Source organism: Streptomyces sp. NPDC014676, from assembly GCF_043084105.1.
In the GTDB taxonomy this organism is placed as follows: Bacteria; Actinomycetota; Actinomycetes; order Streptomycetales; family Streptomycetaceae; genus Streptomyces.
On the sequence record NZ_JBIBZI010000003.1, the window covers coordinates 130,707 to 157,493 of the forward strand.

Consider the following 26,787-nt stretch of genomic DNA (forward strand, 5'->3'; position numbering starts at 1 on the left):
TCTTCAAGTCATCACATCAACATGGCCCCAATCCGTGGATGCGCGCCGGGCCGAGCGAGAAGGATCGGCTCCGAAGGACAGCACACCGTGCGGCGGCGCGTCCGTGAGGGCGCCGCCGCACCGTGGAGAACATCCCCGACGCGGCAGGGAGTGCGCGCCCATGCAAGTCCCCCTCTACCAGGCCAAGGCGGAGTTCTTCCGCATGCTGGGACACCCTGTGCGCATCAGGGTCCTGGAACTGCTGCAGCACGGGCCCGTGCCGGTGCGGGACCTGCTCGCCGACATCGACATCGAGCCGTCCAGCCTCTCGCAGCAGCTCGCCGTGCTCAGGAGGTCCGGCATCGTCGTCTCGGTGCGGGAGGGCTCCACCGTCCGGTACGCCCTCGCCGGCGGCGACGTCGCCGAGCTCCTCCGCGCGGCCCGCCGGATCCTCACCGTACTGCTGGCCGGCCAGAGCGAGCTCCTGGCCGAACTCCGGCAGACCGACGCACCCGTGGCGCCGGTCCCCGCGAGCAGACGGGGCTGAGGAACCCTGGGGCCTCACAGGCCGGCCGGTGCGTCCAGACCGGTCAGGGCGCCCACGGGGTCCGGGTCGGGGGTGCCGCGGGGCCACCAGTCGTCGTGGCCCGGCTCGGACTCGTAGGCGTACCACAGGTGGTCGCGGCCGAGGCGGAGCTGGACGTGGCCCCGTGGGTGGGTGAGGTGGTTGCGCCAGGGGCGGAAGGCGGGGAGGTCGGCGGCGAGGAGGAGCGGGCGGGCACGGTCGAAGCGGCCGGCCGGCGGGTCCCAGGGCTCCTCGAGGACGGCGAGGCCCGTCGGACCGCCCTGGCGCCACGCGGCGACCGCGCGCGCCAGTTCGGCGGGGGTGCGGCCGGCGGCTCTGGCGAGGGAGGAGTACAGCGTGCGCGTCGCCGCGGTCAGGCCGGAGCCGGGGCGGGCGGCGGCGAGCCGCACCGCGTCCTGCCAGAGGGTGAGCCGGCCGACCGGGTCACGGCCGGTGGTGAGCAGGGCGTGCGCGCGGGCGGCGGCATCGGTGGCCAGCTGGTCCAGCGCGAACGGGTCGGGACCGCCCGGGGACGCGGGGTACACGGGCGGCTGCCCGGGGTGCGGTGGTGGGGGCAACGGGGCCGGGAGCGGAGGGAGGGCGCGGTCGCGTCGGGCGAGGACGTCGGCCGCCCGTACGCCGGGCAGGGGTTCCGGTTCCCTCTCCCGGGCGGCGCGGGCCGCGCGGGTGGCGCTGAGCCGGGACAGCGCGTCGATCACCTGGCGTTCACCGCGTCCGCGCAGCAGGAGCAGCACGAACGGGTCGGCGTCGAGCAGCCGGGCCGTCTGGTAGCAGAGGGCCGCGGCGTGCTTGCAGGGGTGGCCGGAATCGGGGCAGCCGCACTGCGGGACGAGGTCGCCGGGACCGGGCAGCAGCGCCGCCCCGCAGTCGGCGAGGGACTGGGGCATCTCCTTGTCCAGCAGCGCCGCGATGTGGCCGGGGCGGTCTGCGGCGGCGTCCAGGAACCGCTCCCAGTCGGCGTCCGTGAACGTCCGCAGCCGCACCTGCACGCGGTACGGCCGCGGACGGCTGCCCTGCACGTACGCGAGGACCAGTCCCGGCGTGACGGTGATGGCGTCCACACGGCCCTGTTCGGCGTATCCACGTCCGCGGGCGAGCCGGGCGGCGTCCAGTGCGCCCTCCTCCAGCGCCGTGACCCACGCGTCACCCCACCAGGTCTCGGCGAAGCCCTCGCTGTCCGGGGCGCGGGGCGGGAGCGCCGGGAAGGTGCGGCGCAGGTCGCCGTCGCGGGCGGGGGCGGCCATGGAGCGGGGGGTGGCGGGTGCGGGCGGCGCGGTGTTCCCCGGAGGGCCGAGGGGAGCCGAAGTTCCGCCGCTGGGGCGCGAGTTGCCGGGTGACGCCGGGGTGCCGCCCGGACCGGGGGCGTCGCCGGTCTCCGCATCCGCTCCGGGCATGCGGAAGGCGTCCGCGAGCGACTCCCGCACCTCGCGGGCCCGGGCGTCGGCGGCACGGTCGCCGCGGGTCGTGCGCGGGACGCGGGGTGACGGGGCGCGCCGTGCACGGGGCTCGGCGCCCGTCGTACGGCCGTCCGGTGCCGGACGCGTCCGCGGCGCTTCCCCGCGCGCGGAACGCAGGGCCTCCCGTGCGATGTCCCCGGGGCGCGGGACCGCGCGGTGTCCGGTGCCACCGCCGGCCACGGCCGCCGGGTCCCCGGACGGCGTCCCGGCGGTGGGCGGCCCGTCACCGTGGGGCCGCTCCTCACGGGGTGCCCGGTCCTCCGCGGGAGGGTGCGCCGCCGGTGCGCCGGTGCCCTCATGGTCCGGGTCCGCCGCGTCGGCGGGCCCCGCCGTACCGCGCCGGGCCCGCACCGCCTGCCGCAGCGCCTCGCGGGCCACGTCGCCCGGGCGGTGTTCCCGGGTTTCGGGCCGGGCGGGCCGATGAGCACGGTCGGGCTGTCCGGTGGTCGGGACCGGGGCGGCCGGCTGATCGGGAGCGGGCCGGTGCTCCGGTGCGGCCGTGGCCGCCGGCTCGCGGGTCGCCCGCGCGCGGGCCGCGCGCAGGGCCTCGCGGGCCTCGTCGGAGGGGCGGGGGGTCATACCGGCCTCCGCAGGGACACCAGGTCGGACAGATCACGATCGGACAGCTCCGTGAGGGCCGCCTCGCCGGAGCCGAGGATCGCGTCGGCGAGGGCGCGCTTGGACTCCAGCATCTCGGCGATGCGGTCCTCGACCGTGCCCTCGGTGACGAGGCGGTGGACCTGGACGGGCTGGGTCTGGCCGATGCGGTACGCGCGGTCGGTGGCCTGCTCCTCCACCGCGGGGTTCCACCAGCGGTCGAAGTGGACGACATGGCCCGCGCGGGTGAGGTTGAGGCCGGTGCCGGCGGCCTTGAGGGAGAGCACCAGGACCGGGGTGGCGCCGCTCTGGAAGCGGTCCACCATGTGCTCCCGCTCCGCCACCGGCGTACCGCCGTGGAGGAGCTCGACGGGGACCGCGCGCCCGGCGAGGTGCGCGGTGATCAGTCGGGCCATCCCGACGTACTGCGTGAAGACCAGGGCGGAGCCGTCCTCGGCGAGCAGGGTGTCCAGCAGCTCGTCCAGCAGGGCCAGTTTGCCGGAGCGGGCCACGAGCCGGTCGCCTCCGGCGCGCTCGTGCTCCTCCTTCAGGTAGAGCGCCGGGTGGTCGCAGATCTGCTTGAGCGAGGTCAGCAGCTTCAGCACCAGTCCGCGCCGGCCCATGCCCTGTGCGGTCTCGATGGCGTGCATCGACTCGCGCACCACCGCCTCGTACAGCGCGGCCTGTTCGCGGGTGAGCGGTACCGGGTGGTCCGTCTCGGTCTTGGGCGGCAGTTCGGGGACGATGCCGGGGTCGGACTTCTTGCGCCGCAGCAGGAAGGGGCGGACCAGGCGGGCGAGGCGCTCGACGGCCTCCTCGTCCTCGCCGGTCTCCACCGCGCGCGCGTGCCGGGCACGGAAGGACTTCAGCGGGCCGAGGAGTCCGGGGGTCGTCCAGTCGAGGAGGGCCCACAGTTCGGAGAGGTTGTTCTCCACGGGGGTGCCGGTGAGCGCCACCCGCGCGGGGGCCGGGATCGTCCGCAGTGCCTTCGCGGTCGCGGAGTGGGGGTTCTTGACGTGCTGTGCCTCGTCGGCGACGACCATGCCCCACGTCCGCCCGGCCAGCTCCGGTGCGGCGGAGCGCATGGTGCCGTAGGTGGTGAGGACGAAGCCGCCGTCGAGGCCGTCCAGGGTGCGGTCGGGGCCGTGGAAGCGGCGCACGGGGACGCCGGGCGCGAACCGGGTGATCTCCCGCTGCCAGTTGCCGAGCAGCGAGGCCGGGCAGACCACCAGGGTCGGCTCGGTGCGGGCCCGCTTCAGATGCAGCGCGATGAGGGTGATGGTCTTGCCCAGGCCCATGTCGTCGGCGAGGCAGCCGCCGAGGCCGAGGGAGGTCATGAGGTCCAGCCAGGCCAGGCCCCGCAGCTGGTAGTCGCGCAGGGTGGCGTCGAGGCCGGGCGGCGGCTCGGCGGGCCGCACCCCTGCGGTCAGGCGGTCGCGGAGGGCGGCGAGGGCGCCGGCCGGGACCGCCTCGACCGTCTCCCCGTCGACCTCCGCGCGGCCGGTGAGGGCGACGGCCAGCGCGTCGACCGGGTCGAGCAGCCCCAGGTCCCGTTGGCGGGCCTTGCGGACGAGGGCGGGGTCGACCAGCACCCACCGGTCGCGCAGCCGTACGACGGGACGGTGGGCCTCGGCCAGGGCGTCCATCTCGGCCTCGGTGAGCGGGTCGCCGCCGAGGGCGAGCTGCCAGCCGAACCGCAGCAGGTCCTCGCTCTCGAAGAAGCCGGTGCCGTCCTTCGCCGAGCCCGGAGCCGGGCGGACCACCGCCGTGACGGTCAGGTCCTGGGCGAGGTCCCGGGGCCAGTGCACGGCGACGCCGGCGGCGGCGAGCCGGGTGGCCGCCACGCCCAGCAGGTCGTTCAGCTCCTCCTCGGACAGGGCCAGCACATCGGGCACGTCCTGGCCGGAGAGCCGGTCCAGCGGTGGCCAGACCCGGGCCGCGCGGCGCACCGCGAGGGCGGCGTCCACCCGCGCGCGGGGGCCGAAGGCGCTGTCCGCCGCGCCCGCCCACAGGGCCGCCGCGTCGGCCACCAGGGTCGGGTCGGCGAGGCTGTGCACCTGCACGATCGCGGCGCCCGCGCCGCGGGCGCCGCTTCCGTCCCCGCCGGCACCCTCACCGGTGTCGAAGAGGTCGTAGGCGGACAGGTCGAGGCGGAGCGAGATCCGTACGCCGGCGTCCATGCCGGCGGCGACCTCGGCGGCCCAGTCGTGGGCGTCGGGCAGCCGCTGCGCCTTGCGCGCGGCGAACGGCGGCCCCGAGGCGTACGGCGCGGCCGGGGTGCGGGGCAGGGTGTCGGCGACCGCGTCCAGGAAGGCGCGCACCAGCGCCTCCGGCCGGGGCAGCCGGAGGGGGCCGGGGCCGGGCAGCGGGACGGCGTGGCCCTCGTGGGGCAGGGCGGCGGCCACCGCGCGCAGGTGCGCCACGTCGTCGGGGTCGAGCGGGCCGGCGCGCCAGGCGTCGTGGCCGGCGGCGGTCAGACCGGGCAGCAGCCGGCCGCGGGCGGTGAGCCGCAGGGCGTGCAGGGCGGCGGCGCCCCAGCAGGCGGTGGCGGGGTGGGCCGCGGGGTCGTGCCGGGCGCGGACCAGCAGCGGCAGGGCCTCGTCGACGGGGAGGGAGAGCGCCGGGGTGGTCCGCCGCCGCACCCCCGTGCCGTGCGGGCGGACGACGGTGAGGTCGGTGTGCGACGCGGAGGCGTCGGGTGGTCCGGGCGGGCCTTCGCCGTCGGGGCCGCCCTCGGGGTCGTAGAAGGCGACGCGTCCCTCGCGCGGGAGGGGTGCCGGGAGGAAGACGGCCGCGAGCCGGACGGGGACGTCCGTCCCGCCCGCGCCGCCGGTGTCCCGCCCGGCCGTCACGGTCCGCTCGCTCATACGTCCTGCCACCTCCCGCCCGCCTGTCGGATCAGTCGTCCCCGACTCTACGGGCGGGGTCTGACAATCGGCCCCGGCGGCCGGTGGGACGGGCGGGGTCAGGGCACGGTGCGGGAGACGACGTACACCCTCGGATAACCCGGCTTGTCGTGGTTGACGACGACGTCGTGGGTGGGCGCCGGCTCCTTCTGCTCGTGGACGAGGCCGGACCAGGTGCCGGGTCCGTCGAACGTCCAGCCGGTGACGTCCCGGTCGCGCTCGCTGATGGTGATGTCGTCCTGCTTCAGGGCGCTCTCCCGCACGCCCATGCTGGTGAGGAAGGCGCTCAGGCCCGCGTCGGTGGTCTCGAACTCGACGTAGAGGCGGCTGGTCTTCCAGTTGTTGGTCTCGTAGGAGGCCACCCACCAGGCGGGGTGCGGGACGGGCACCTGGTAGAGGCGGCGCTGCACCTTCGACGGCCAGCCCTCGGTGAGGCCGGTCGCGGAGTACTTCGCCTCCTTGTCCTTGCCGCTGGCCCGGCTCTGGTTCGCGGAGATCACCAGATATCCGGCCGGGACGCCGATGAGCAGCACGATGATCAGCAGGGTGAGTGCCCTGCGGCGGATCATGTGCCGCCGGTCCTCGGCCGGGCGGGGCGCGTCCGGGGGGACCGCCCGCCGGGGGGACTCGTCGCTCACAGCGACTCCTGGGTGGTGCGGCGGGCCTCCGCGTACCGCTCGTAGCGTTCGTAGCGCTCGACCCGGCGGCGCTTGGCGCGGCGGAAGCGGCGGGCGACCAGCCGGGCGAGGTCGGCGGCGCCGACCATGCCGGCCTCGGGGCCGAGCTGGGCGCGGACGATGTGGGCCTCGGGGCGGTAGCCGCGGCCGGTGAGGTGCCGCTTGAAGGCGTCCCGTGCGGGGCCGATCAGCAGGTCGTCGGCGGCGGAGACGCCACCGCCGATGACGAAGCAGGAGGGGTCGAGGGCGGCGGCGAGGTTGGCGATGCCGACGCCGAGCCACTGACCGATGTCCTGGAGCAGCTCGATGCACATGGCGTCGCCCTCGCGGGCCAGCTCGGTGATCATCGGGCCGCTGATGTCGGCGATGTTGCCCTTGACGTGCTCGATGATCCCGTAGGCGACCGGTGAGTCGGCGGCGGCCAGCTCGCGGGCCTCGCGGACCAGCGCGTTGCCGGAGCTGTACTGCTCCCAGCAGCCGCGGTTGCCGCAGGGGCAGCGGTGGCCGCCGGGGACGACCTGCATGTGGCCGAACTCGCCGGCCACCCCGTACTTGCCGCGCTTGACCTGCCCGTCCTCCAGGATCGCGCCGCCGATGCCGGTGCCGAGCGTGATCATGACGAGGTGGTCCTCGCCGCGGCCGGCGCCGAAGCGCCACTCGGCCCAGGCGGCGGTGTTGGCGTCGTTGTCCACCAGGACGGGGACGGCGAGACGTTCGGCGATCCGGTCGCGCAGCGGTTCGTTGCGCCAGGACAGGTGGGGGGCGAACAGCACGCGGTTGCGGTCGGCGTCGACCCAGCCGGCCGCGCCGATGCCGACCGCGTGCACGTCGTGCCGGTCGGACAGGTCCAGCACCAGTTCGACGATGGTGTCCTCGACGACCTTGGGGCTCTTGGACTTGTCCGGGGTCTCCGTGCGCAGCCGTTCCAGGATGTTGCCGTCGGCGTCGACGACGCCCGCCATCACCTTGGTGCCGCCGATGTCGATGCCGACCGTCGGGACGCGGGGCGCCGTCAGGTGGGAGCGGCGCTCACGGGTGCCGACGGTTCTCAGGACCGGGGCGCGGCGGGAGCCGATGGGGGCGGTGAAGTCGCGGTAGGTGCTCATCGTGTGCGATTGTGCCGCACCGGTGCGGTGATTGTGGTGCGGGGCAGGTGGGGGTGGTGCGGATCATGGCCGGGTGCGGGTGCGTCGTGGTTACTCGCGCAGTTCCCCGCGCCCCTGGGCCAACTGCAGTTCGTGGCGTAGATCGTCCAGCTCGTTTCCGCCTGCCATCTGCTGGGTCAGCTCGTCCAGGGTGATCTCGTCCCGTGTGTGGTTGCCGGCCATCGTGCCGCGTTTCAGCAGGACGAATCTGTCGCCCACCAGGTACGCGTGGTGCGGGTTGTGGGTGATGAAGACGACGCCCAGGCCCTCGTCGCGTGCCGCCGACACATATTTCAGGACCACGCCCGACTGCTTCACGCCCAGGGCCGCCGTCGGTTCGTCCAGGACGAGGACCTTCGCCCCGAAGTGCACCGCGCGGGCGATGGCCACGCACTGGCGTTCGCCGCCGGAGAGGGTGCCGATGGGCTGGTCCACGTCGCGGAGGTCGATGCCCATGCGGAGGAGTTCCGCGCGGGTGGTGCGGCGCATGTGGTCGACGTCCATGCGCTTGAAGGGGCCGGTGCCCTTGCGCGACTCGGAGCCGAGGAAGAAGTTCCGCCAGACCGGCATCAGCGGGACGACGGCCAGATCCTGGTGGACGGTGGCGATGCCCCGGTCCAGGGCCTCGCGCGGGGAGGCCAGGCGGGTCTCCTCCCCGTCGAGGGCGAGGGTGCCGCCGTCGTGCCGGTGCAGTCCCGCGATGATCTTGATCAGGGTGGACTTGCCGGCGCCGTTGTCACCCAGCACACAGGTGATTTCACCCGCGCGCACCTCCAGCGAGACGCCTTCGAGGGCGCGGACGTTGCCGTAGTGCTTGCTGACGCCGGACAGCTCCACGAGGGCCGGTCGGGGGGCGGTCCGTGTCATTTCGAGGCCTCCGCGCGGCGGCGTACCCAGGTGTTGAGCAGGGTGGCGAGGAGCAGCATCGCTCCGAGGAAGAACTTGAACCAGTCGGGGTTCCACTCGGCGAAGACGATGCCCTTGCTGGTCATGCCGAAGAGCAGCGCGCCGACCGCCGAGCCGACGGCGCTGCCGTGGCCGCCGGTGATCAGGCAGCCGCCGATGACGGCCGCGATGATGTAGATCAGCTCGTTGCCGACGCCCTCGCCGGACTGGACGACGTCGTAGGAGAAGAGCAGGTGCTGGCCGCAGATCCAGGCGCCGAGGGCGACGCCCATGTAGAGGGCGGTCTTGGTCCGGGCCACGGGGACGCCCACCGCGCGGGCGGCGTTCTCGTTGCCGCCGACCGCGAAGATCCAGTTGCCGGCGCGGGTGCGCAGCAGGATCCAGCTGCCGAGGGCGACCAGGGCGAGCCACCACAGGACGGTGACCTTGATGTGCGTGCCGCCGACGGTGAGGGTCGACGCGAACAGGGCCCGCGCGGTGGTGAAGCCCTCCATGTCGGCGATGGTCCTGGTGGAGACGGTGCCGCTGATCAGCTTGGTGAAGCCGAGGTTCATGCCGGTCAGCATCAGGAAGGTGCCGAGCGTGACGATGAAGCTCGGCAGTTTCGTGCGGGCCAGCATGATGCCGTTGAAGGCACCGACGGCGAGCGTGACCAGCAGGGACACGCCGACGCCGACCCAGACGTTGGCGGTCATCTGATAGCTGAACATCGACGACACCAGTGCCGACGACGTGACCAGGACCCCGGCCGACAGGTCGAACTCGCCGCCGATCATCAGCAGCGCCACCGGGACGGCCATGATGCCGATGGTGGAGGAGGCGTAGAGCACGGTGCCGAGGCTGGAGGCGCGCAGGAAGCCGTCGGCGGCGAGGGCGAAGCAGCAGAAGACGGCGATCGCGCCGACGAGGGAGCCGAGCTCGGGTCTGGTCAGCAGCCGCTGGAGCGGCGAAGAGCTGTGCAGAAACCTTTCATCAGGGGTGTCGGAGGAGACATCGGGGGATACGCCGGGAGTCGTCGCGCTCATCGGGTGCCCCGCTGCGTGTAGTCCTCGAGCGCGGCGGCGTCATCCTCGGTGATGATCTGCGGTCCGGTGAGCACGGGCCGGCCGCCGCCGAGGACGTCGGCGTTGTACCGGTACAGCCACAGCAGGTCGACCGCCTCGTAGCCCTGGAGGTAGGGCTGCTGGTCGACGGCGAAGCCGAGGCTGCCGTCCTTCAGGCCGGCGGCGACCTTGGCGTTGAGGTCGAAGGTGTCGACCTCGGCGTCGCTGCCCGCGCCCTCGCGGGCCTTCACGGCGGTGTCGGCGTAGGGGGCGCCGAGGGTGACGACGGCGTCCACGGCGGCGTCGGACTGGAGCCGGGCCTCGATCGCCGACTGCACGTCGGGCATGCTCGTGCCGTTGACGTGGAGGCGGACCAGCGTGCCGTCGAAGGTCTTCCCCACACCGTCGCAGCGCTGCTCGTGACCGACGTTGCCCTGCTCGTGCAGGACGCAGAGGGCCTTCTTGCGGCCCCGCTCGTTCAGCTCCTCGCCGACCGCCTCGCCGGCGACCGTCTCGTCCTGGCCGATGTGGGTGAGCGCGCCGAACTCCTTCGACTCGGCCGAGCCGCTGTTCACGGTGACGACCGGGATACCGGCCTCACGGGCGCGGGCGAGGGACGCCTTCATCGCGTCCGGCTTGGCGAGGGTGACGATGATGCCGTCCACCTTCTTGTCGACGGCCGCGTCCACGAGCTGTGCCTGCTGCTGGGCCTCGTCGTCGTGCGAGTAGAGGAAGCGGATGTTGTCCTTCACCGCGGCCTGCTCGGCGCCGCCGCGGACGATGTCCCAGAAGGTGTCGCCGTCCCCCGCGTGGGTGACCATCGCGAAGGTCCAGCGGGGGGTGTTCACCGCCGCCCGCCCCTGGGCCGCCGCGGCCGCGCGGGCGTCCTCCGCCCGTTTGCCGCCGGTACTGCTGCATCCGGCGAGCGAGAGAGTCAGCGCCCCCGCCAGCGCGATGCCCACCCAGGTCGAAAACCGTGACACGAGGACTTGCCCTTCTTGCTGTGCTCTTGCGTGTGCAAGGGGCTGATGACCGCACCGGCCCCAAACGCCCCATTCTCGAACACGGGCATCGGGCGTCCCCGCGCGGGGACCAAAAGCCGGTCACATTGTCCTGACATCAGGACGGCACCGGGTGCGTATCGCGCCGGATTGTCAGGACCGTACAAGCAGCTGGAACTCGAACGAGTAGCGGGAGGGCCGGTAGGTGTGGGTGCCGAACTCCACCGCGCGGCCGGTGTCGTCGAAGGTCACGCGCTGCATGGTGAGCAGCGGGGCGCCGGTCCGCTCGTCGAGGCGCTCGGCCTCGTCGGCGGTGGCGGCGCGGGCGCCGATGGTCTGGCGGGCGCTGTGCAGGGTGATCCCGGCGGCCCGCATCAGCCGGTACAGGCCGGTGGCCTCCAGCTGGCCGGTGTCCAGGTCGAGCAGGCCGGGCGGCAGGTAGTTGCACAGGTACGCCATCGGCTCCCCGTGGGTGAGCCGCAGCCGTTCGATCCGGTGCACCTCACTGTCCTCGGCCACCCCGAGCGCGGCCGCGACCTCGGCGGACGCCGGGACGACGGTGTTGACCAGCACCGTGGTGGCGGGGCGCTGCCCGGCCGCCTCCAGGTCGTCGTAGAGACTGCTGAGCTCCAGCGGACGTTTGACCTGGCTGTGCACCACCTGGGTGCCGACTCCGCGGCGGCGCACCAGCAGGCCCTTGTCGACGAGGGACTGGATGGCCTGGCGGACCGTCGGCCGGGACAGACCGAGCCGCGCGGCGAGCTCGATCTCGTTGCCCAGCAGGGTGCCGGGGGTCAGCACGCCGTGCTCGATGGCGGACTCCAGCTGCTGGGACAGCTGGAAGTACAACGGCACGGGGGAGCCCCGGTCCACGCTCAGCTCCAGCTGTACGGTCGGGTCCACTTCTGGTTTCGGCACGGGCCGAGCGTAGCCCCGTGCGCTGTTGACGGGAAGTTGTGTAGTTCGGTTGTCCGGACATACGCATTGACAGGGGGCGGCGCGGGCCCCACTTTGTTTCCATGCGCATCGGGGTCATCGGTACGGGCCGTCTCGGCACCATTCACGCTCACACACTCAGCAGGCACCGCGATGTCGGCTCCCTGATCCTCACGGACGTCGATCCGGCGCGGGCCCAGGCCCTCGCCCATCGGCTCGGCGAGACGGCGGCGCCCGGGGTGGACGAGATCTACACCTGGGGCGTGGACGCCGTGGTGATCACGGCCTCCACGTCCGCCCACGCCGATCTGATCGGCCGGGCGGCCCGCGCGGGGCTGCCGGTGTTCTGCGAGAAGCCCATCGCCCTGGACCTGGCGGGCACGTTACAGGCGATCACGGAGGTCGAGACGGCCGGGACCGTCCTGCAGATGGGGTTCCAGCGCCGCTTCGACGCCGGGTACACGGGCGCGCGGGAGGCGGTGCGCTCGGGCAGGCTCGGGCGGCTGCACACCGTACGGGCGATGGCCGGCGACGCCGAGCCGCCGTCGGCCGGGTACCTGCCGCAGTCCGGCGGGCTGTACCGGGACACCCTGATCCACGACTTCGACATGCTGCGCTGGGTGACCGGCCGGGAGGTCACGGAGGTCTACGCGGCCGGGTCCGACGCCGGTCCCGCCATGTTCCGCGAGGCGGGCGACGTGGACACCGGCGCGGCGCTCCTCACCCTCGACGACGGCACCCTCGCCACGGTCACCGCGACCCGGCTGAACGGAGCCGGCTACGAAGTGCGCATGGAGCTCGCCGGGGAGCGGGACCAGATCGCCGTCGGCCTGGACGACCGTACGCCGATCGCGTCCACCGAGCCGACCGGGCCACCGGCCGCGGACAAGCCGTGGACGGGGTTCCTGGAGCGGTTCGGGCCCGCGTACGAGGCCGAGCTGGTCGCGTTCGTCGAGGTGGTGCGGGGCGAGCGGGCCAACCCGTGCGACGGGCGGGAGGCCCTCCAGGCGCTGCTGATCGCGGAGGCGTGCGAGCTGTCCCGGCGGGAGCGCAGACCGGTCCGGCCGACGGAGCTGGTGAGCGGGGCGACGGCGGCGTACACCTGAGATCAGTGCTCCCCGGGCTCCTCCAGGAGGCCGGCGTCGTGGGCGAGCAGGGCGATCTGGACGCGGTTGTTGAGGCCGAGCTTGGCCAGGATCCGGGAGACGTGGGTCTTGACGGTGGCCACGCTCATGTAGAGCTCGGCGGCGATGTCGGCGTTGGCCAGGCCCCGGCCCACCCCGACGGCGACCTCGCGTTCGCGGTCGTTGAGGTCCGCGACGCGCGCACGCGCGCGCGTACGCCGTGTGTCGGCGGCGGTGCCGGCCGCGTGTGCCATCAACTGCCGGGTGACGGTCGGCGACAGCACCGGGTCGCCGGCCGCGACCCGGCGCACCGCGGCGACGATCTCGGCGGGCGGGGTGTCCTTGAGGACGAACCCGGCGGCACCCGCGCGGAGCGCGCGCAGCACCTGCTCGTCGGCGTGGAAGGTGGTGAGCACCACGACCTGCGGGGCGTCCTCGCGCCGGCGCAGCGACTCGGTGGCGGTGAGACCGTCCACCGTCGGCATCCGGATGTCCATGAGGACGACGTGCGGCCGGGTGCGGTCGACGAGCGCCTCGACCTCGCCGCCGTCGGCGGCCTCACCGACGATCTCGATGTCGTCCGCGCCGCCCATCATGAAGGACAGCCCGGCCCGCACCAGCGGGTCGTCGTCGACGAGGAGCACTCTGATCGCAGTCATGGCCCGTAGACAATCACGGCCGGGCGGGGCGGGGACACACGCACCGGCCGGTCCCGGTTCAGCCCCACGGCAGCCGGGCCCGTACCTCGAACCCGCCGTCGGAGGCGGGCCCGTGCTCCAGGGCGCCGCCCGCCAGGGTCGCCCGCTCGGTGAGACCGATCAGGCCCTGCCCGGCGCCGGGCACATGCGGTACGTCCCCCTCCGGCGCGGGGTTGCGCACGGTCACGGTGAGGCCCTGCCCCGGGCCGCCGATGACCGACACGGTGACCTCCGTGCCGGGGGCGTGCTTGCGGGCGTTAGTCAGGCCCTCCTGGGCGATCCGGTAGGCGGTGCGGCCCACGGAGGCGGGGACGCCGGCCGGGTCGGCGACCCGCTGCTCCAGGGTGACCTTCATGCCGGCCCGCCGGGACTCGGCGACCAGGGTGTCGAGCGCCGCGAGCGTCGGCTGCGGCCGGCCCGCGTCGTCGGAGTCGCCGGCCCGCAGCACACCGATGATCTCCCGCAGGTCCTGCAGCGCCTCGTGCGCGCTCTCCCGGATGACGCCGGCCGCCCGCGCGACCTCCTCGCGCGGGGCGTCGGGCCGGAACTCCAGGGCGCCCGCGTGCACGCTCAGCAGCGTCAGCCGGTGCGCGAGCACGTCGTGCATCTCCCGCGCGATGGCCTCCCGCGCGAGTCGCTGCGCCTGCTCGGCCCGCAGCCGCGCCTCGGTTTCGGCCCGCCGCGCCCGGTCCCGCAGGCTCAGCATGAGCTGCCGTTTGGACCGTACGAACATGCCCCAGCCGACGGTCGCGGCCGTCAGTGCGACGACGAGGACGAGCGCGGCTAGGTACGGCAGGTCGGGGTCGGGGCGCCACCAGAAGTACAGCGGCACGAGCGCTGTCTGGATACCGCCCACCCAGGCCACGTACCGGAAGGGCCGGTGCACGGCGAGCGTGAACAGGGAGATGATCGCCACACCGCCGGCGGTCTCCGAGAAGAAGCTGACCGGGACCATCACGACGGCCAGCGCGAGCGGCCACCGCCGACGCAGCCAGACCGCGGCGCACGACAGCGCGCCGAGCCCTTGGTCGACGACGGCCAGCGCGTGCGGGATGTCGTGGTTGTCGCGGAGCGTCTCGGCGCCCGCCAGGCCCACGAGCACGGCCAGCAGGAAGCAGGCGAAGTCGACGACCCAGTCGCGCACGGTGCGCCGGGGCCGTCGCCCGGAGCGGGCCGCGTCGGGGTCGAGTTCGTGGATGAGGGCGGACGGGAAGAACCATCGGCGCCCCGTGAACACCGGGGCGGTCCGCGCCGCCTTGTCACCAGTCACGGTCGGCAAATCTACGCAGGGGGCGGTCCCGGCACAGCCTCGCCGACGGGATCGGCTACCGAAGTCGCGGCACCGCAGACTTTCGGCGCGTCGGCCGGCGCGGAGTGCCGTCTTCGGTCGGGAAGGGATCGCCCCGCGGCCGATGCGGGTGGGGGATCCGCGGGGCGAGAGTCGGTGGCATGAAGCAATTGCTGGAGGTTCTGGGTTTCCTCGCCCTGGTGCAGGGGGTGGCGGGTCTGGTGAGCGAGCTCGCCGGCTGGGACTGGGGGCTCGTCCACCGGTTCTCGTTCCTCGACGGTTACGAACTCTTCGCGAGCGTCGCCCTGCTGGTGCTGAGCGGCGCCCTGTTCGCCGCCGCGGAGAGCCGGAAGCCCGGCTGACACCGCCGTCCGGGCGGCGGCGTCCACCGGTGCGGCCGGGGTCAGGCGTTCCCCGGGAGCTCGTACGAGCCGTACGCGGGACGGCCGGAGAAGTCGTAGGTCTGGATGGACACGCCCGCGGCGGTGATCTCTCCGCCGGTGTGCCGGAAGGCGCTCGGCATCGAGCCCTCCGGGAACAGGCGGCGCCCGGCGCCGAGGACGACCGGGAAGGTCAGCAGGTGCAGGGTGTCCACGAGGTCGAGCGCGAACAGGGACCGGGCGAGGGCGCCGCTGCCGTGGAGCTGGAGCTCGCCGTCGGTGCGCTCCTTGAGGGCGGTGACCTCCTTGGCGAGGTCGCCGCGGATCACGGTGGTGCCGGCCCATCCGGGGTCGGTGAGGCCGGCGGAGGCGACGTACTTCGGCAGCGCGTTCAGTTTGCCGGCGACCGGGTCGGCGGGGTCAGTCATCTTCGGCCAGTACGAGGCGAAGATGTCGTACGTACGACGGCCGAGGAGGAAGGCGCCCACACGGGAGAAGACCCCGTTGACGAACCGGCCGAAGTCCTCGTCCCCGTAGGGGACGCTCCAGCCTCCCTGTTCGAAGCCGTCCCTGGTGTCCTCCTGGGGGCCGCCGGGGGCCTGGTAGACGCCGTCGAGGGTGACGAAGGTGGTGACTACGAGCTTGCCCATGACGGGTTCCTGCCTTCCGGGGATGTGCTGTCATCCGTTCAGACCCCGGTGGGAACCGCAACTCATCGGTGGTGCGGCAGGTCGACGTCCGTTCGCCGCCAGCGACCGGGAAGCGGGGGCGCTGGGATGGGTGCATGACGACAGACACTTCTGTGAAGAACCTGCTCAACAAGGTGGCGTTGGTGACCGGCGGCAGCCGTGGGATCGGCGCGGCGACGGCGCTGCGGCTGGCGCGGGAGGGCGCGGACGTCGCGGTGACGTACGTGAACGGCAAGGAGGCAGCCGAGGAGGTCGTACGGGCCGTGGAGGCGCTGGGGCGCCGCGCGGTGGCCCTGCGGGCGGACGCCGGTGACCCGGAGGAGGCGGCCGGGGCGGTGACCGCCGCCGCGCGGGAGCTGGGGCGGCTGGACGTGCTGGTGAACAACGCGGGGGTCGGTGTGCTCGGTCCGGTGGAGACGCTGTCCCTCGCCGATGTCGACCGGGTGCTCGCGGTGAACGTGCGCGGGGTCTTCCTCGCCTCCCGCGCGGCGGTCGCCTTCATGCCGCGCGGGGGGCGGATCATCACCGTCGGCACGTGCATGACCCAGCGGGTGCCCGGGCCGGGCGGGACGCTGTACACGATGAGCAAGTCGGCGCTGGTGGGGCTGACGAAGGCGCTGGCCCGCGAGCTGGGCGGGCGGGGGATCACGGCGAACATCGTTCATCCGGGGCCGATCGACACGGACATGAACCCGGCGGGCGGGCCTCACGCGGACGGGCAGGCGGCGATGACCGCGGTGGGGCGGTTCGGGAGGGCGGAGGAGGTCGCGGAGACGATCGCTCATCTGGCGGGGGCGGCGTATGTCACCGGGGCGGAGTTCTCGGTGGACGGGGGGCACGCGGCGTGATGTCCGCCCGGGCGTGGCGGCTGGGATGACAGTCGCCACGCCCGGGGGTTGCCCTGTCGGCGGTTGCCGGGTGCCGCTGCGCCCACCCGTGCCGCCCCAGCGGCACGACTGCCCGCGGCTGCGGCTGTGGTGGGGTCAGCTGTCCTGTTCCGTCAGGGAGCCGAAGAGGCGCAGCCGGGAGATGCCGCCGTCGGGGTGGATGTCCACGCGGGCGTGGGTGGCTGTCGCCGGGGTGGGGAGGACGAAGCGGTGGTCGGTGTCGGGCTGGAGGCGGGTGCGGGGGAGGATCTCCCGCCAGTCGCCGTCGTCGCCGTCCTTCACCGAGACCGACGCCCAGCCGGCGCTGTTGCCCTTCAGGTACGCGGTGCCGATCTCCAGGGCGCGGATCCGCGACCGGCCGGTCAGGCGGTAGCGGATCCAGTCGTGGCCCCGGTCGCGGCGGCGGCGGGTCTCCCAGCCGTCGTCCATCCTCCGGGAGCGGCCGGGACGGATGGTGTTGACGGCCGGTGAGTAGAAGCGGTCCGAGGCGTCCTCGACCCGGCCGCCGTTCTCCAGCGCGACGACGTCGAAGGTGCCGAGTGCCGCCAGCCACGCCGGATCGGGCACGACCTCGCCGTACACGCGCAGCCGGGCGATGCCGCCGTCGGGGTGCTGCTTGAGGCGCAGGTGGGTGAAGCGCTGTTCGTCCGTGACGGCGAAGCCGTTGGCCGCGTGGCCGCCGACCGGGGTGCGCGGGACGAGCGTCGTCCACGTCACGTCGTCCGAGAGCAGTTCCTCCGGGGACGGGGAGCCCGCCACCGACGTGCCCTCGACGGACACGGCCTGCGGGTGGTTGCCGCGGAAGTGGGCGGTGTCCACGACGATCCCGCGGACGACTCCGGGGGCGCCGAGCCGGATCAACGCCCAGTCGTGGTCCTCGTCCGCCGGCCAGGGGTGTGCGGCGGAGGTGCCGCGCCGGCGCCGGGTCTCCCAGCCGTCCATGATCTTGCCCTTGTGTCCGAAGCGCTCGGGGTCGAACTCGGCGCGTCCGGGCAGCAGGAGGTTCTCGCGCTGGGCGAAGAACTCGTCGTTGGCGGCGATGACCCCGGCGCCGAGCCGGCGGTCGGCGAGGTCGGCGTGGTGGGTGAAGGGGAAGTCGGCGGTGCGGTAGTCCGCGTAGGGGTCGCCGCCGGTGTAGGGGTGCGCGTCGCCGGTGAAGCTCTCGATCGCCGTCACGGTGATCCGGTCCTGCCTTTCGGGGGTCAGTGGGAGCGGGTGAGCAGCCGGCCCTTCGGTTCGGTGAACTCGCCGTCGGCGAGGATGCGTTCGCCGCGCAGCCAGGTGGACTTCACGACGCCGTACAGGGTCCTGCCCGCGTACGCCGTCACACGGTTGCGGTGCTGGAGCGCCGCCGGGTCGACGGTGAAGGTCTCGTCGGGGGCGAGGACGGAGAAGTCGGCGTCGTGACCGGGTGCGATGGCGCCCTTGCGCGCGTCGAGTCCGACGAGCGCCGCCGTGCGCGCCGACATCCAGCGCACCACGTCCTCCAGGCCGTGGCCGCGTCGGCGGGCCTCGGTCCAGACGGCCGGCAGGCTGAGCTGGAGGCCGGAGATGCCGCCCCAGGCGGTGGCGAAGTCGTCCGTCTTGAGGTCGGCGGTGGACGGGGAGTGGTCGGTGACGACGCAGTCGATGGTGCCGTCCGCCAGGGCCTGCCAGAGCAGGTCCTGGTTGGCGGCCTCGCGGATGGGCGGGCAGCACTTGAACTCGCTGGCTCCGTCCGGGACTTCCTCCGCGGTGAGGGTGAGGTAGTGGGGGCAGGTCTCGACGGTGACGCGTACGCCGTCCGCCTTGGCCGCGGCGATCACGGGGAGCGCGTCGCCGGAGGAGAGGTGGAGTACGTGCACCCGCGCGCCCCGGCGTTTCGCCTGGTCGACGAGGTGTGCGACGGCAGCGTTCTCGGCGTCGCGCGGGCGAGAGGCGAGGAAGTCGGCGTACTTCGGGCCGCCGTGCCGCGGGGCGGCGGCGAGGTGGTGCGGGTCCTCGGCGTGCACGGTCAGCAGGCCGTCGAAGGCGGCGATCTCCGCCAGGGACCGGGCCAGTCGCTCCTGGTCGAGGGGCGGGAACTCGTCGACGCCCGACGGTGACAGGAAGGCCTTGAAGCCGAAGACGCCGGCCTCGTGCAGCGGGCGCAGGTCCTTGACGTTGTCCGGCAGGGCGCCGCCCCAGAAGCCGACGTCGATGTGGGCCTTGTCGGCGGCGACCCGCCGTTTGGTGCGCAGGTGGCCGACGGTGGTGGTGGGCGGGAGGGAGTTGAGCGGCATGTCGATCAGCGTGGTGATGCCGCCGGCCGCCGCGGCGCGGGTGGCGGTCCGGAAGCCCTCCCACTCGGTACGGCCGGGGTCGTTGACGTGCACGTGGGTGTCGACCAGGCCGGGCAGCAGGACGTCGTCGCCGAGGTCCTCCAGGCGGGCGCCGCCGGGGACGGGTGCGTCGTACGGCAGGACGGCCGTGATCGTGCCGCCGGCGACCGTGACGGACGCGGCGCGCGTCCCCTCGGGGGTGATGACGCGCGTGGAACGCAGCACCTGTTCGGCGTCGGACACCCGGGTCCTCCTGACCTTCTGCCGGATGGAATTCAACGTTCTGTTGAAGGAGTCTTCCCCGCCGGTTCCGGGCCGTCAAGGGACGACCGCCCCGCGACACGGCTCGGCGACCGCCTCTGGACCATTCCACAGAGCGGAATTACACTTCCGTTCAGCAGAACATAGCTCCGCACAAGCGGGCCGCCGACCGGCTGCCGGGTAGGCTTCTGCCCTTCCTGCCAGGCCCCGAAAGGAACGCGCCGTGCCGACGTCCAGCGCCAGCACCAACGACTCCGCCCGGTCCGCCGCCAGTGGCGGCGTGCAGTCCCTCGAGCGCGCCTTCGATCTGCTGGAACGGATGGCGGACGCGGGCGGCGAGGTCGGCCTGAGCGAGCTGTCCGCGAGCAGCGGGCTACCCCTGCCGACCATCCACCGCCTGATGCGCACGCTCGTCGCCTGCGGCTACGTACGCCAGCAGCCCAACCGCCGTTACGCGCTGGGCCCGCGGCTGATCCGGCTCGGCGAGTCCGCCTCCCGGCTGCTCGGCACCTGGGCGCGGCCGTATCTGGCCCGCCTGGTGGAGGAGACCGGCGAGACGGCGAACATGGCACTGCTCGACGGGGACGAGGTCGTGTACGTGGCGCAGGTGCCGTCGAAGCACTCCATGCGGATGTTCACCGAGGTGGGCCGGCGCGTCCTGCCGCACTCCACGGGCGTGGGCAAGGCCCTGCTGGCCGGTTTCCCGCCGGAGGAGGTGCGGGCCCTGCTCGGCCGCACCGGCATGCCCGCCGCGACGGACAGGACCATCACCACACCGGACGGCTTCCTCGCCGCGCTGGAGGACGTGCGCCGCCTGGGCTACGCGATGGACGACAACGAGCAGGAGATCGGCGTCCGCTGCCTCGCCGTACCGGTGCCGGACTCCCCCACGGCGGCGGCGATCTCCATCTCGGGCCCGGCGGGGCGGGTCACGGAGTCGGCGACGGAGAGGATCGTGCCGGTGCTCCAGCAGGTCGCGGCGGAACTCTCCGAGGCGCTCACCACGCCGGGCACCGGCCCCACGAGCTGATCGGGGCGCGCGTTCACCCGCGCGGTGACGAGCCGTGCGTCAGCCACGCGGTGACGGGCCGTGCGTCACCCGCGCGGTGACGAGCCGTGCGTCAGCCACGTGGCGACGGGCCGTGCGTCAGCCGCGCGGTGAGGGGCCGAACAGGTCCACCGCCTCGCACAGTTCCCGCACGCCCTGCCCCAGCGCGCTCACCGAGCCGATCGCGCCCGCGATCAGCAGCAGGGAACGGCGCAGCCGGGGGATCTCGGGATCGCCGGCGGCGGCCATCCCGGCCAGCGCGGCGAGTTCCTCCTCCGCGATGCTCCGGTCCCGGAAGTCCCCGGGATGGGCGGCGAGCTGACGGCGTAACCGGGACACGGCGGAGCGCAGCTCCGCCACCCGTGGGTCCACCTGACTGCCGGGCACACGCCTTTGCTCCACGCTGCGCAACACAGTCCTCCCCCTGACACGTCGTCGTGCGCCTCCCCGACCGGCCGCGGCGCCCCGCCGGCCGGTCGCGCCAGTAAACGCCACCCCGGCCCCCTCGCGCCAGTCCGCTGCGTCATCGAGTTGTTCCACAGCGTGACGAAGTGGCCCCGGGCACCCGCCCGCGCCGTCCCGCCGCCGCGCGGCGGGTGCGGTATGCAGGACGTATGACGACACATCACAGGGGCGGGGACACCACCGCGGAGGTCGTGGGGCTGCTGCTCGCCGCGGGCGGCGGGCGGCGGCTCGGCGGGCGGCCCAAGGCGCTGCTCACACACCGGGGCCGGCCGCTGGTGGAGCACGCGGTGGGGGTCCTCCGCGCGGGCGGCTGCACCCGGGTGCACGTGGTGCTCGGCGCGCGGGCGGACGAGGTGCGCGCCCGCGCCTGTCTGCCGGACTGCGCCCTCGTGGACAACCCCGCGTGGGAGCGGGGCATGGGCACCTCCCTGCGGGCCGGCCTCGACTCCCTGGCCGGGACGGGCGCGCGGGCGGCGCTGGTCTCGCTGGTCGACCAGCCCGGGATCGGCCCGGAGGCGGTCGCCCGGGTGCTCGCCGCCCACCACTCCCCCGAGTCGCTCGTCTCGGCCGCCTACGACGGCGTGCGCGGCCATCCGGTGCTGTTCGGCGCCGCGCACTGGGCCGGGATCGCCGCGACCGCGACCGGCGACCGAGGGGCACGCGCCTATCTGGAGCAGCACGCGGAACGGCTCGTGCTCGTCGAGTGCGGTGACGTGGCCGAGGCGTACGACATCGACACCGAGGCGGATCTGGCGCACCTTGATTGAGCCGGGACGGCGGTGGGTGAACAGGGTGGCAGCGAGCGCCGTCTTCCCCCGGCCCGGAGGATCCCGACATCAACAGAACATTGAACTTCCACCATGAGGAAACTACTATCCACTGCGCCGAAGATGCCCGGCCTCCGTACGGGCGCCCCCGCCGTCCCCGGGCCGACCGGCTCCCGGTGCCACGCCACGCACGCCGAAGGAAGTGACAGCTGATGTCCGCACCAGCGCCGTCCCCGCTGGCCATCGTCGACGCCGAGCCCCTGCCCCGGCAGGAGGAGGTCCTCACCGAGGCGGCGCTCGCCTTCGTGGCCGAGCTGCACCGGCGGTTCACGCCCCGGCGTGACGAGCTGCTCGTCCGCCGCGCGGAGCGCCGCGCCGAGATCGCCCGTACGTCCATGCTCGACTTCCTGCCGGAGACGGCCGCGATCCGCGCGGACGACTCCTGGCGGGTGGCCCCGGCCCCCGAGTCCCTGAACGACCGCCGGGTCGAGATCACCGGCCCCACCGACCGCAAGATGACCATCAACGCCCTCAACTCCGGTGCGAAGGTCTGGCTCGCGGACTTCGAGGACGCCTCCGCGCCCACCTGGGAGAACGTGGTCCTCGGCCAGCTCAGCCTGATCGACGCCTATACCCGGAACATCGACTTCACCGACCCGGTGTCCGGCAAGTCGTACGCCCTGCGCCCGGACGCGGAGCTGGCGACGGTCGTCATGCGCCCGCGCGGGTGGCACCTGGACGAGCGTCACCTCACCGGCCCGGACGGCACCCCGGTGCCCGGCGCGCTGGTCGACTTCGGCCTGTACTTCTTCCACAACGCCGAGCGGCTGACCGAGCTCGGCAAGGGCCCCTACTTCTACCTCCCCAAGACGGAGTCCCACCTGGAGGCCCGGCTATGGAACGAGGTGTTCGTCTTCGCGCAGGAGTACCTGGGCGTGGCGCAGGGGACGATCCGTGCCACCGTCCTGATCGAGACGATCACGGCCGCGTACGAGATGGAGGAGATCCTCTACGAACTGCGCGACCACGCCTCCGGGCTGAACGCCGGGCGCTGGGACTACCTGTTCTCCATCGTCAAGAACTTCCGTGACGGCGGGGCGAGGTTCGTCCTCCCGGACCGCAACGCGGTGACGATGACCGCCCCGTTCATGCGCGCGTACACCGAACTCCTCGTCCGCACCTGCCACAAGCGCGGCGCGCACGCGATCGGCGGCATGGCGGCGTTCATCCCGTCCCGCCGGGACGCGGAGGTCAACAAGGTGGCGTTCGAGAAGGTGCGCGCCGACAAGGACCGTGAGGCGAACGACGGTTTCGACGGCTCCTGGGTCGCCCACCCCGACCTGGTCCCGATCGCCATGGAGTCCTTCGACCGGGTGCTCGGCGACCGGCCGAACCAGAAGGACCGTCTGCGTGAGGACGTGCACGTCACGGCGGCCGACCTGATCGCCGTCGACTCGCTCGACGCGAAGCCGACGTACGCGGGTCTGGTCAACGCCGTCCAGGTGGGCATCCGTTACATCGAGTCGTGGCTGAACGGGGTCGGCGCGGTCGCCATCTTCAACCTGATGGAGGACGCCGCCACCGCCGAGATCTCCCGCTCCCAGATCTGGCAGTGGATCAACGCGGAGGTCGTCCTCGACAACGGCGAGCAGGTCACCGCGGAGCTGGCCCGCAAGGTCGCCGCCGAGGAACTGGCGGGCATCCGCGCGGAGATCGGCGAGGAGGCCTTCGCGGCCGGCAACTGGCAGCAGGCGCACGACCTGCTGCTGAAGGTCTCCCTCGACGAGGACTACGCCGACTTCCTCACCCTGCCGGCGTACGAGCGGCTTAAGGGCTGAGCCCCGGACTGCCCGGCGGATCGGGCCGTGAGGGAGGGCGCGCCGGCCTCCGCGTCTCCGACGGGATCCGCCGGGCGGGCCCTATGTGTCCGGGCGGTCCAGGTGTACCGACCAGTCCTGGGCCGCCGCCGGTTTGCCGTGCAGGTCGGGGACCCGCTTCAGCCAGTCCGGCCGGCCCCGCCGGGTCCTCGCCGCCCGTCGGGCGTTCTCCTCGGCGAGCTCGTCCGGGCCGGGGAAGTCGGTGGGCAGCCAGGCGCGGGAGGACCGTACGCGCGCGTGGAGGTAGGTCACGTACGCCTCGCGGACCTCGTCGGGCGTGGCGAAGCGGGGGTCACCGGCCAGCCAGTCGTCGGGGACCTCGGCGGCGACGGACCGCAGCAGCTCCTCGGTGACCTTCGGCGCGAGTTCGGCGTCCGCCGCCGGTACGTCGGGGCCGTAGTGGCCGAGGGCGTGATGACGGAAGTCGTACGCCTTGGCCGGGTCGGAGCCCTCCCAGCGGTGGTGGAAGACGAGCGCGGCCCCGTGGTCGATGAGCCACAGCCGCGGGGGCGCGACCCCGAGCGTCGGCCACACCACCAGGTTGGAACTGTGGACGGTCCGGTCCACGTTCACGGTGAGGGCGTCGAGCCAGACGATCCGCCCGGCCTCCAGCGGATCGACGGGGAAGACCTCGGCGACCTCGGGGGTGAAGTCCCGCGCGCCCGACAGGTAGTCCATGCCGAGGTTCACCCCGGCGCTGGCGGCGTGCAGCTCCCGCACCTCCTGGTGCGGCTCGCCGTCCGCCACCGCCGGATCGAAGTGCGCCAGCACCAGCTCCGGGAACCGCAGCCCCAGCGCCCGCGCCAGCTCCCCCACGATCACCTCGGCGACCAGCGCCTTGCGCCCCTGCGCGGACCCGGTGAACTTCACGACGTACGTACCCAGGTCATCGGCCTCGAAGACGCCAGGCACGGAACCGCCGGACCTCAGGGGTGTGACATAGCGGGTGGCGGTGACCTCTCTCAGCATCCGACGAGCATAGTGACCCGGGGAGGGCGCGGCCCTGTCCGGATGCCGCCGGTCAGATTGGCGTGTTCACGCTCAGGTTCGTATCGTCGGACATCGATCGGGGGCGGCAGCGGTGACACACGCGTCCGGGGGGCGGGGTGGGGAGAACGACAGGGACCACCTCGCCGCGGCGGGCCGGGCGGACGCGCCGACACCTCACCATCGGTGCGGGGGCGGCCCTGGCGGCGGGGTGCTGCGGCGCCTGGGCCTACGGCAGGACGGGGGCCGCCTGGGGCGACGTCCTGCGGGACCTGGCGGTGGGCTGGGCCTACGCGGGCGCCGGACTCCTCGCCTGGTGGCGCAGGCCGGCCAACCGCACGGGCCCGCTGATGCTCGCCGAAGGACTCACCTGGTTCCTCGGCAATCTCCAGGGCACCACCGTGCCCGTCCTCTTCGCCCTGGGCGCCTGGACGGAAGCCCTCAACCTCGCCGTTCTCGCCCACCTCCTCCTGGCCTACCCCGAAGGACGGACGACGGCCGCGGCCGACCGGCGTGCCGTCCTGGCCGGCTACCTCCTCGTCGGCGTGGGCGGCCTCCTCCGTGCCCTCGTCTACGACCCTGCGGCGTCCGGCACCGCCAGCTACCTCAACTGCCGCGCCTGCGGCCCGAACGCGCTGCTGATCCACTCCGACGCCCGCCTCTTCTCCCTGGTCGACCTGGGCTACCGGTGGCTGGGGGCGGCGCTCACCCTGGTCTGCGCGTACCGGCTGGTCCGCCGCTGGCGCGCCGGCGGGCCCGCCCGCCGCCGGGCGCTGATGCCCGCCTGGATCGCCGTCGCGGTGGCGGTCGCGTTCATCGGCTGGGAGATGCTCTACCTCGTCGCGCCCGACGCGCTCGGGCCCGCCGCCACCGTCCTGGCCCTGCCCTCCGACCTGAGCCAGATCGCCGTCCCCTTCGCCTTCCTGGCCGGGCTGCTGAGGGTGCGGCTGCGTCGCGCCGCCGTCGCCGATCTCGTCACCGAGGCCGCGGCCGATCCCGGTCTGCTGCGGCTGCAGGAGGCACTGGCCCGCACGCTCGGGGACCCCTCCGTACGACTGGGGGTAAGAGTCGCGAACAAAGCGGACAAGAGCGCCGGAAGCGCGGGCGGGAACAGTGCCGGGACCGCGGGCACGAGCACCGGGAGCGCCGCCGGCCACGCCGACCCCGCGGATTCTGCCCCACCGGCGCCGCCCCGGGCCCCCCGGACCTTCCTGGACGACTACACGGATCCGTACGGACGTCCGCTGCCGCGGACCGCCGGACTGAGCGTCACCCCGCTCGGCGACGAGGACCCGGACGGCTTCCCGGCGGTGCTGCTCCACGACCCCGCCCTCGACGACGAACCCGAGCTGCTGGCCGCGGCCGGGGCGGCCGTACGGCTGTGTCTGCGGGCTTCCCGGCTCCGGGCGGAGGTCCGGGCCCGCGAGCAGGGCACCGACGAGGTCCGCGCCCGTCTGCTGCGGGCCGCGGACGATCAGCGCCGGCGGCTGGAGCGGAACCTGCACGACGGGGCGCAGACCCGTCTCGTCCTGGCTCTCATGACGCTGCGACGGGCCGGTGTACGGACCGGAGCCGACGGGAAGGGCCAGGAGGCCGGGAGGACGGCGGAGGAGGCCGCGCTGCGCCGGGCGGTCGCCGACGCCGAGGAGACCCTGCGGCAGGCCATCGAGGACCTGCGGGACCTGGCCCAGGGCATCCACCCGGCCCTGCTGACCCGCGAGGGCGTCGGCCCCGCCGTGACCGCCCTCGCCGAACGGTCCGCCCTGCCGGTACAGGTGACCGCCGAACCCGGCCGGTATCCGCCGTTCGTCGAGTCCGCCGCCTACTTCACGGTCTGTGAGGCGATGTCGAACGCGGTCAAGCACGCCCGCGCGGAGCGGGTGGAGGTCTCCGTGCGGAGGGAGGGCGCCCTCCTGGTCGTCGAGGTCACCGACGACGGCACCGGCGGCGCCGACCCCGCCGGGGGCACCGGGCTGAGCCTGCTCGCCGACCGGCTCGCCGCGGCGGGCGGTGTGCTGCGGATCTCCGGTGGTCCGCACGGCGGCACCCGCGTCAGGGCGGAGCTGCCGTGCGCGTGATCGTCGCGGAGGACTCCGTGCTCCTCAGAGAGGGCCTGGTGCGGCTGCTCACCGAGGCCGGTGTCGAGGTGGTCGGCCAGGCGGGCGACTGCGAGGGCCTGCCGCGGCTGGTCGCGGACCGTGCCCCCGACGTGGTCCTGCTGGACATCCGTATGCCCCCGACCCACACCGACGAGGGCATCAGGGCGGCGACCGCGCTCCGGGAGGGCTTCCCGCACGTCGGGGTGCTGCTGCTCTCGCAGTACGTGGAGACCGGCAGCGCGGTACGGGCGCTCGCGGCCTCCCCGCGCGGATTCGGTTACCTCATGAAGGACCGCCTCGCCGATGTCGCGGAACTGCGCGACGCGCTCGCGCGGGTGGCGGCGGGCGAGTCCGTCATCGACCCGCAGGTGGTCGCCCGGCTGCTCGGCCGGCGGCGGACGCACAGCCGCCTCGACAGCCTCACCCGCCGCGAGCGGGAGGTGCTCGCCGTCATGGCCGAGGGCCACTCCAACGAGGCCATCACGCGGTTCCTGAACATCAGCGGCAAGACACTGGAGACGCACATCCGCAGCATCTTCACCAAGCTCGGGCTGGAACCCGACCTCGGGTACCACCGGCGGGTCCAGGCCGTCGTCACCTACCTCCGCGCCTGATCCGGGCGCCCCGCCGTCTCAGGGTCTGCCCCGATGCGCGCCCGTCCGGCCGGCCGTAGATTCGCGCTCG

At 73.7% G+C, this 26,787-nt stretch carries 24 protein-coding genes; 9 read left to right on the top strand and 15 right to left on the bottom strand.

All coding sequences use genetic code 11. The features are described 5' to 3' along the window. Positions 1-160: 160 nt before the first annotated feature. On the top strand, positions 161-526 hold the full coding sequence (locus ACF1DX_RS09330) for an ArsR/SmtB family transcription factor (protein WP_391790580.1): 366 nt from the start codon (positions 161-163) through the stop codon (positions 524-526). Between the two features lie 14 nt (positions 527-540). On the opposite strand, the gene ACF1DX_RS09335 is transcribed toward ACF1DX_RS09330, so the two are convergent. From ACF1DX_RS09335 to ACF1DX_RS09370, 8 genes are all read right to left on the bottom strand, one after another. Beyond that, entirely contained in the window at positions 541-2,601 is a 2,061-nt protein-coding gene (locus ACF1DX_RS09335; protein WP_391790581.1) for an SWIM zinc finger family protein, read from the bottom strand. Continuing rightward, positions 2,598-5,486 (bottom strand): DEAD/DEAH box helicase, encoded by a 2,889-nt coding sequence (locus ACF1DX_RS09340; protein WP_391790582.1) that lies wholly within the window; start codon positions 5,484-5,486, stop codon positions 2,598-2,600. Before ACF1DX_RS09340 ends, ACF1DX_RS09335 begins: the two co-directional genes overlap by 4 nt. 98 nt (positions 5,487-5,584) lie before the next feature. Further along, positions 5,585-6,163 (bottom strand): sugar kinase, encoded by a 579-nt coding sequence (locus ACF1DX_RS09345; protein ID WP_391790583.1) that lies wholly within the window; start codon positions 6,161-6,163, stop codon positions 5,585-5,587. Continuing rightward, the gene (locus ACF1DX_RS09350; RefSeq protein WP_030869668.1) at positions 6,160-7,308 is read right to left on the bottom strand and encodes an ROK family glucokinase; all 1,149 of its coding nucleotides are present in this window, start codon (positions 7,306-7,308) and stop codon (positions 6,160-6,162) included. Before ACF1DX_RS09350 ends, ACF1DX_RS09345 begins: the two co-directional genes overlap by 4 nt. Before the next feature lie 90 nt (positions 7,309-7,398). Beyond that, on the bottom strand, positions 7,399-8,214 hold the full coding sequence (locus tag ACF1DX_RS09355) for an ATP-binding cassette domain-containing protein (protein ID WP_391790584.1): 816 nt from the start codon (positions 8,212-8,214) through the stop codon (positions 7,399-7,401). Continuing rightward, positions 8,211-9,278, bottom strand: coding sequence for an ABC transporter permease (locus ACF1DX_RS09360; RefSeq protein ID WP_391790585.1), 1,068 nt, complete (start codon positions 9,276-9,278; stop codon positions 8,211-8,213). Before ACF1DX_RS09360 ends, ACF1DX_RS09355 begins: the two co-directional genes overlap by 4 nt. Beyond that, positions 9,275-10,279: a sugar ABC transporter substrate-binding protein gene (locus tag ACF1DX_RS09365; protein WP_391790586.1), complete on the bottom strand. Its 1,005-nt coding sequence runs from the start codon at positions 10,277-10,279 to the stop codon at positions 9,275-9,277. Before ACF1DX_RS09365 ends, ACF1DX_RS09360 begins: the two co-directional genes overlap by 4 nt. A gap of 171 nt (positions 10,280-10,450) precedes the next feature. After that, positions 10,451-11,200 (bottom strand): GntR family transcriptional regulator, encoded by a 750-nt coding sequence (locus ACF1DX_RS09370; protein WP_030869682.1) that lies wholly within the window; start codon positions 11,198-11,200, stop codon positions 10,451-10,453. Positions 11,201-11,316: 116 nt separating this feature from the next. On the opposite strand from ACF1DX_RS09370, the gene ACF1DX_RS09375 reads away from it, so the two are divergent. Beyond that, positions 11,317-12,339, top strand: a complete 1,023-nt coding sequence (locus ACF1DX_RS09375; protein ID WP_391790587.1) for a Gfo/Idh/MocA family oxidoreductase — start codon at positions 11,317-11,319, stop codon at positions 12,337-12,339. Positions 12,340-12,341: 2 nt separating this feature from the next. Here ACF1DX_RS09375 and ACF1DX_RS09380 read toward each other — a convergent pair whose 3' ends face one another. Then, the gene (locus tag ACF1DX_RS09380; RefSeq protein ID WP_391790588.1) at positions 12,342-13,016 is read right to left on the bottom strand and encodes a response regulator; all 675 of its coding nucleotides are present in this window, start codon (positions 13,014-13,016) and stop codon (positions 12,342-12,344) included. Positions 13,017-13,074: 58 nt separating this feature from the next. Beyond that, the gene (locus tag ACF1DX_RS09385; protein WP_391790589.1) at positions 13,075-14,325 is read right to left on the bottom strand and encodes a sensor histidine kinase; all 1,251 of its coding nucleotides are present in this window, start codon (positions 14,323-14,325) and stop codon (positions 13,075-13,077) included. A 179-nt stretch (positions 14,326-14,504) separates the two neighbouring features. Here ACF1DX_RS09385 and ACF1DX_RS09390 point away from each other — a divergent pair, with 179 nt between their 5' ends. Beyond that, the gene (locus ACF1DX_RS09390; RefSeq protein WP_391790590.1) at positions 14,505-14,705 is read left to right on the top strand and encodes a hypothetical protein; all 201 of its coding nucleotides are present in this window, start codon (positions 14,505-14,507) and stop codon (positions 14,703-14,705) included. A gap of 41 nt (positions 14,706-14,746) precedes the next feature. Here the strand turns inward: ACF1DX_RS09390 and ACF1DX_RS09395 are convergent, their stop codons facing one another. After that, on the bottom strand, positions 14,747-15,373 hold the full coding sequence (locus ACF1DX_RS09395) for a dihydrofolate reductase family protein (RefSeq protein WP_391790591.1): 627 nt from the start codon (positions 15,371-15,373) through the stop codon (positions 14,747-14,749). 134 nt (positions 15,374-15,507) lie between these two features. On the opposite strand from ACF1DX_RS09395, the gene ACF1DX_RS09400 reads away from it, so the two are divergent. Further along, positions 15,508-16,260 (top strand): SDR family oxidoreductase, encoded by a 753-nt coding sequence (locus ACF1DX_RS09400; RefSeq protein ID WP_391790592.1) that lies wholly within the window; start codon positions 15,508-15,510, stop codon positions 16,258-16,260. 135 nt (positions 16,261-16,395) lie between these two features. Here ACF1DX_RS09400 and alc read toward each other — a convergent pair whose 3' ends face one another. Together alc and allB are read right to left on the bottom strand one after the other, a co-directional pair. After that, the gene (alc, locus tag ACF1DX_RS09405; RefSeq protein ID WP_391790593.1) at positions 16,396-17,475 is read right to left on the bottom strand and encodes an allantoicase; all 1,080 of its coding nucleotides are present in this window, start codon (positions 17,473-17,475) and stop codon (positions 16,396-16,398) included. A 26-nt stretch (positions 17,476-17,501) separates the two neighbouring features. After that, positions 17,502-18,842: an allantoinase AllB gene (gene allB, locus ACF1DX_RS09410; protein WP_391790594.1), complete on the bottom strand. Its 1,341-nt coding sequence runs from the start codon at positions 18,840-18,842 to the stop codon at positions 17,502-17,504. Between the two features lie 241 nt (positions 18,843-19,083). On the opposite strand from allB, the gene ACF1DX_RS09415 reads away from it, so the two are divergent. Then, positions 19,084-19,890 carry an IclR family transcriptional regulator gene (locus tag ACF1DX_RS09415; RefSeq protein WP_391790595.1) on the top strand — a complete coding sequence of 269 codons (807 nt, stop codon included), beginning with the start codon at positions 19,084-19,086 and terminating at the stop codon, positions 19,888-19,890. Positions 19,891-20,007: 117 nt separating this feature from the next. Here the strand turns inward: ACF1DX_RS09415 and ACF1DX_RS09420 are convergent, their stop codons facing one another. Next, complete coding sequence (locus tag ACF1DX_RS09420) at positions 20,008-20,322, bottom strand: DUF5955 family protein (protein WP_391790596.1); 315 nt, start codon at positions 20,320-20,322, stop codon at positions 20,008-20,010. 200 nt (positions 20,323-20,522) lie between these two features. On the opposite strand from ACF1DX_RS09420, the gene ACF1DX_RS09425 reads away from it, so the two are divergent. Continuing rightward, positions 20,523-21,140: an NTP transferase domain-containing protein gene (locus tag ACF1DX_RS09425; RefSeq protein ID WP_391790597.1), complete on the top strand. Its 618-nt coding sequence runs from the start codon at positions 20,523-20,525 to the stop codon at positions 21,138-21,140. 212 nt (positions 21,141-21,352) lie between these two features. After that, positions 21,353-22,978: a malate synthase A gene (aceB, locus tag ACF1DX_RS09430; protein ID WP_391790598.1), complete on the top strand. Its 1,626-nt coding sequence runs from the start codon at positions 21,353-21,355 to the stop codon at positions 22,976-22,978. Between the two features lie 81 nt (positions 22,979-23,059). Here the strand turns inward: aceB and ACF1DX_RS09435 are convergent, their stop codons facing one another. Beyond that, the gene (locus ACF1DX_RS09435; RefSeq protein WP_391790599.1) at positions 23,060-23,986 is read right to left on the bottom strand and encodes a HipA family kinase; all 927 of its coding nucleotides are present in this window, start codon (positions 23,984-23,986) and stop codon (positions 23,060-23,062) included. Between the two features lie 137 nt (positions 23,987-24,123). Between ACF1DX_RS09435 and ACF1DX_RS09440 the strand changes: the two genes are divergently transcribed. Together ACF1DX_RS09440 and ACF1DX_RS09445 are read left to right on the top strand one after the other, a co-directional pair. Then, positions 24,124-26,082 carry an ATP-binding protein gene (locus tag ACF1DX_RS09440; RefSeq protein WP_391790600.1) on the top strand — a complete coding sequence of 653 codons (1,959 nt, stop codon included), beginning with the start codon at positions 24,124-24,126 and terminating at the stop codon, positions 26,080-26,082. After that, complete coding sequence (locus ACF1DX_RS09445) at positions 26,073-26,717, top strand: LuxR C-terminal-related transcriptional regulator (RefSeq protein WP_391790601.1); 645 nt, start codon at positions 26,073-26,075, stop codon at positions 26,715-26,717. The genes ACF1DX_RS09440 and ACF1DX_RS09445 overlap by 10 nt, the downstream gene beginning before the upstream one ends. Positions 26,718-26,787: the final 70 nt, after the last annotated feature.

Excerpts from the sequence above, each read along its gene's own strand:
- ACF1DX_RS09330 (WP_391790580.1), top strand. The coding sequence starts at position 161 with ATGCAAGTCCCCCTCTACCAGGCCAAGGCGGAGTTCTTCCGCATGCTG.
- ACF1DX_RS09335 (WP_391790581.1), bottom strand. The coding sequence starts at position 2,601 with ATGACCCCCCGCCCCTCCGACGAGGCCCGCGAGGCCCTGCGCGCGGCC.
- ACF1DX_RS09340 (WP_391790582.1), bottom strand. The coding sequence starts at position 5,486 with ATGAGCGAGCGGACCGTGACGGCCGGGCGGGACACCGGCGGCGCGGGC.
- ACF1DX_RS09350 (WP_030869668.1), bottom strand. The coding sequence starts at position 7,308 with ATGAGCACCTACCGCGACTTCACCGCCCCCATCGGCTCCCGCCGCGCC.
- ACF1DX_RS09355 (WP_391790584.1), bottom strand. The coding sequence starts at position 8,214 with ATGACACGGACCGCCCCCCGACCGGCCCTCGTGGAGCTGTCCGGCGTC.
- ACF1DX_RS09360 (WP_391790585.1), bottom strand. The coding sequence starts at position 9,278 with ATGAGCGCGACGACTCCCGGCGTATCCCCCGATGTCTCCTCCGACACC.
- ACF1DX_RS09375 (WP_391790587.1), top strand. The coding sequence starts at position 11,317 with ATGCGCATCGGGGTCATCGGTACGGGCCGTCTCGGCACCATTCACGCT.
- ACF1DX_RS09380 (WP_391790588.1), bottom strand. The coding sequence starts at position 13,016 with ATGACTGCGATCAGAGTGCTCCTCGTCGACGACGACCCGCTGGTGCGG.
- ACF1DX_RS09390 (WP_391790590.1), top strand. The coding sequence starts at position 14,505 with ATGAAGCAATTGCTGGAGGTTCTGGGTTTCCTCGCCCTGGTGCAGGGG.
- ACF1DX_RS09395 (WP_391790591.1), bottom strand. The coding sequence starts at position 15,373 with ATGGGCAAGCTCGTAGTCACCACCTTCGTCACCCTCGACGGCGTCTAC.
- ACF1DX_RS09400 (WP_391790592.1), top strand. The coding sequence starts at position 15,508 with ATGACGACAGACACTTCTGTGAAGAACCTGCTCAACAAGGTGGCGTTG.
- ACF1DX_RS09425 (WP_391790597.1), top strand. The coding sequence starts at position 20,523 with ATGACGACACATCACAGGGGCGGGGACACCACCGCGGAGGTCGTGGGG.
- aceB (WP_391790598.1), top strand. The coding sequence starts at position 21,353 with ATGTCCGCACCAGCGCCGTCCCCGCTGGCCATCGTCGACGCCGAGCCC.
- ACF1DX_RS09435 (WP_391790599.1), bottom strand. The coding sequence starts at position 23,986 with ATGCTGAGAGAGGTCACCGCCACCCGCTATGTCACACCCCTGAGGTCC.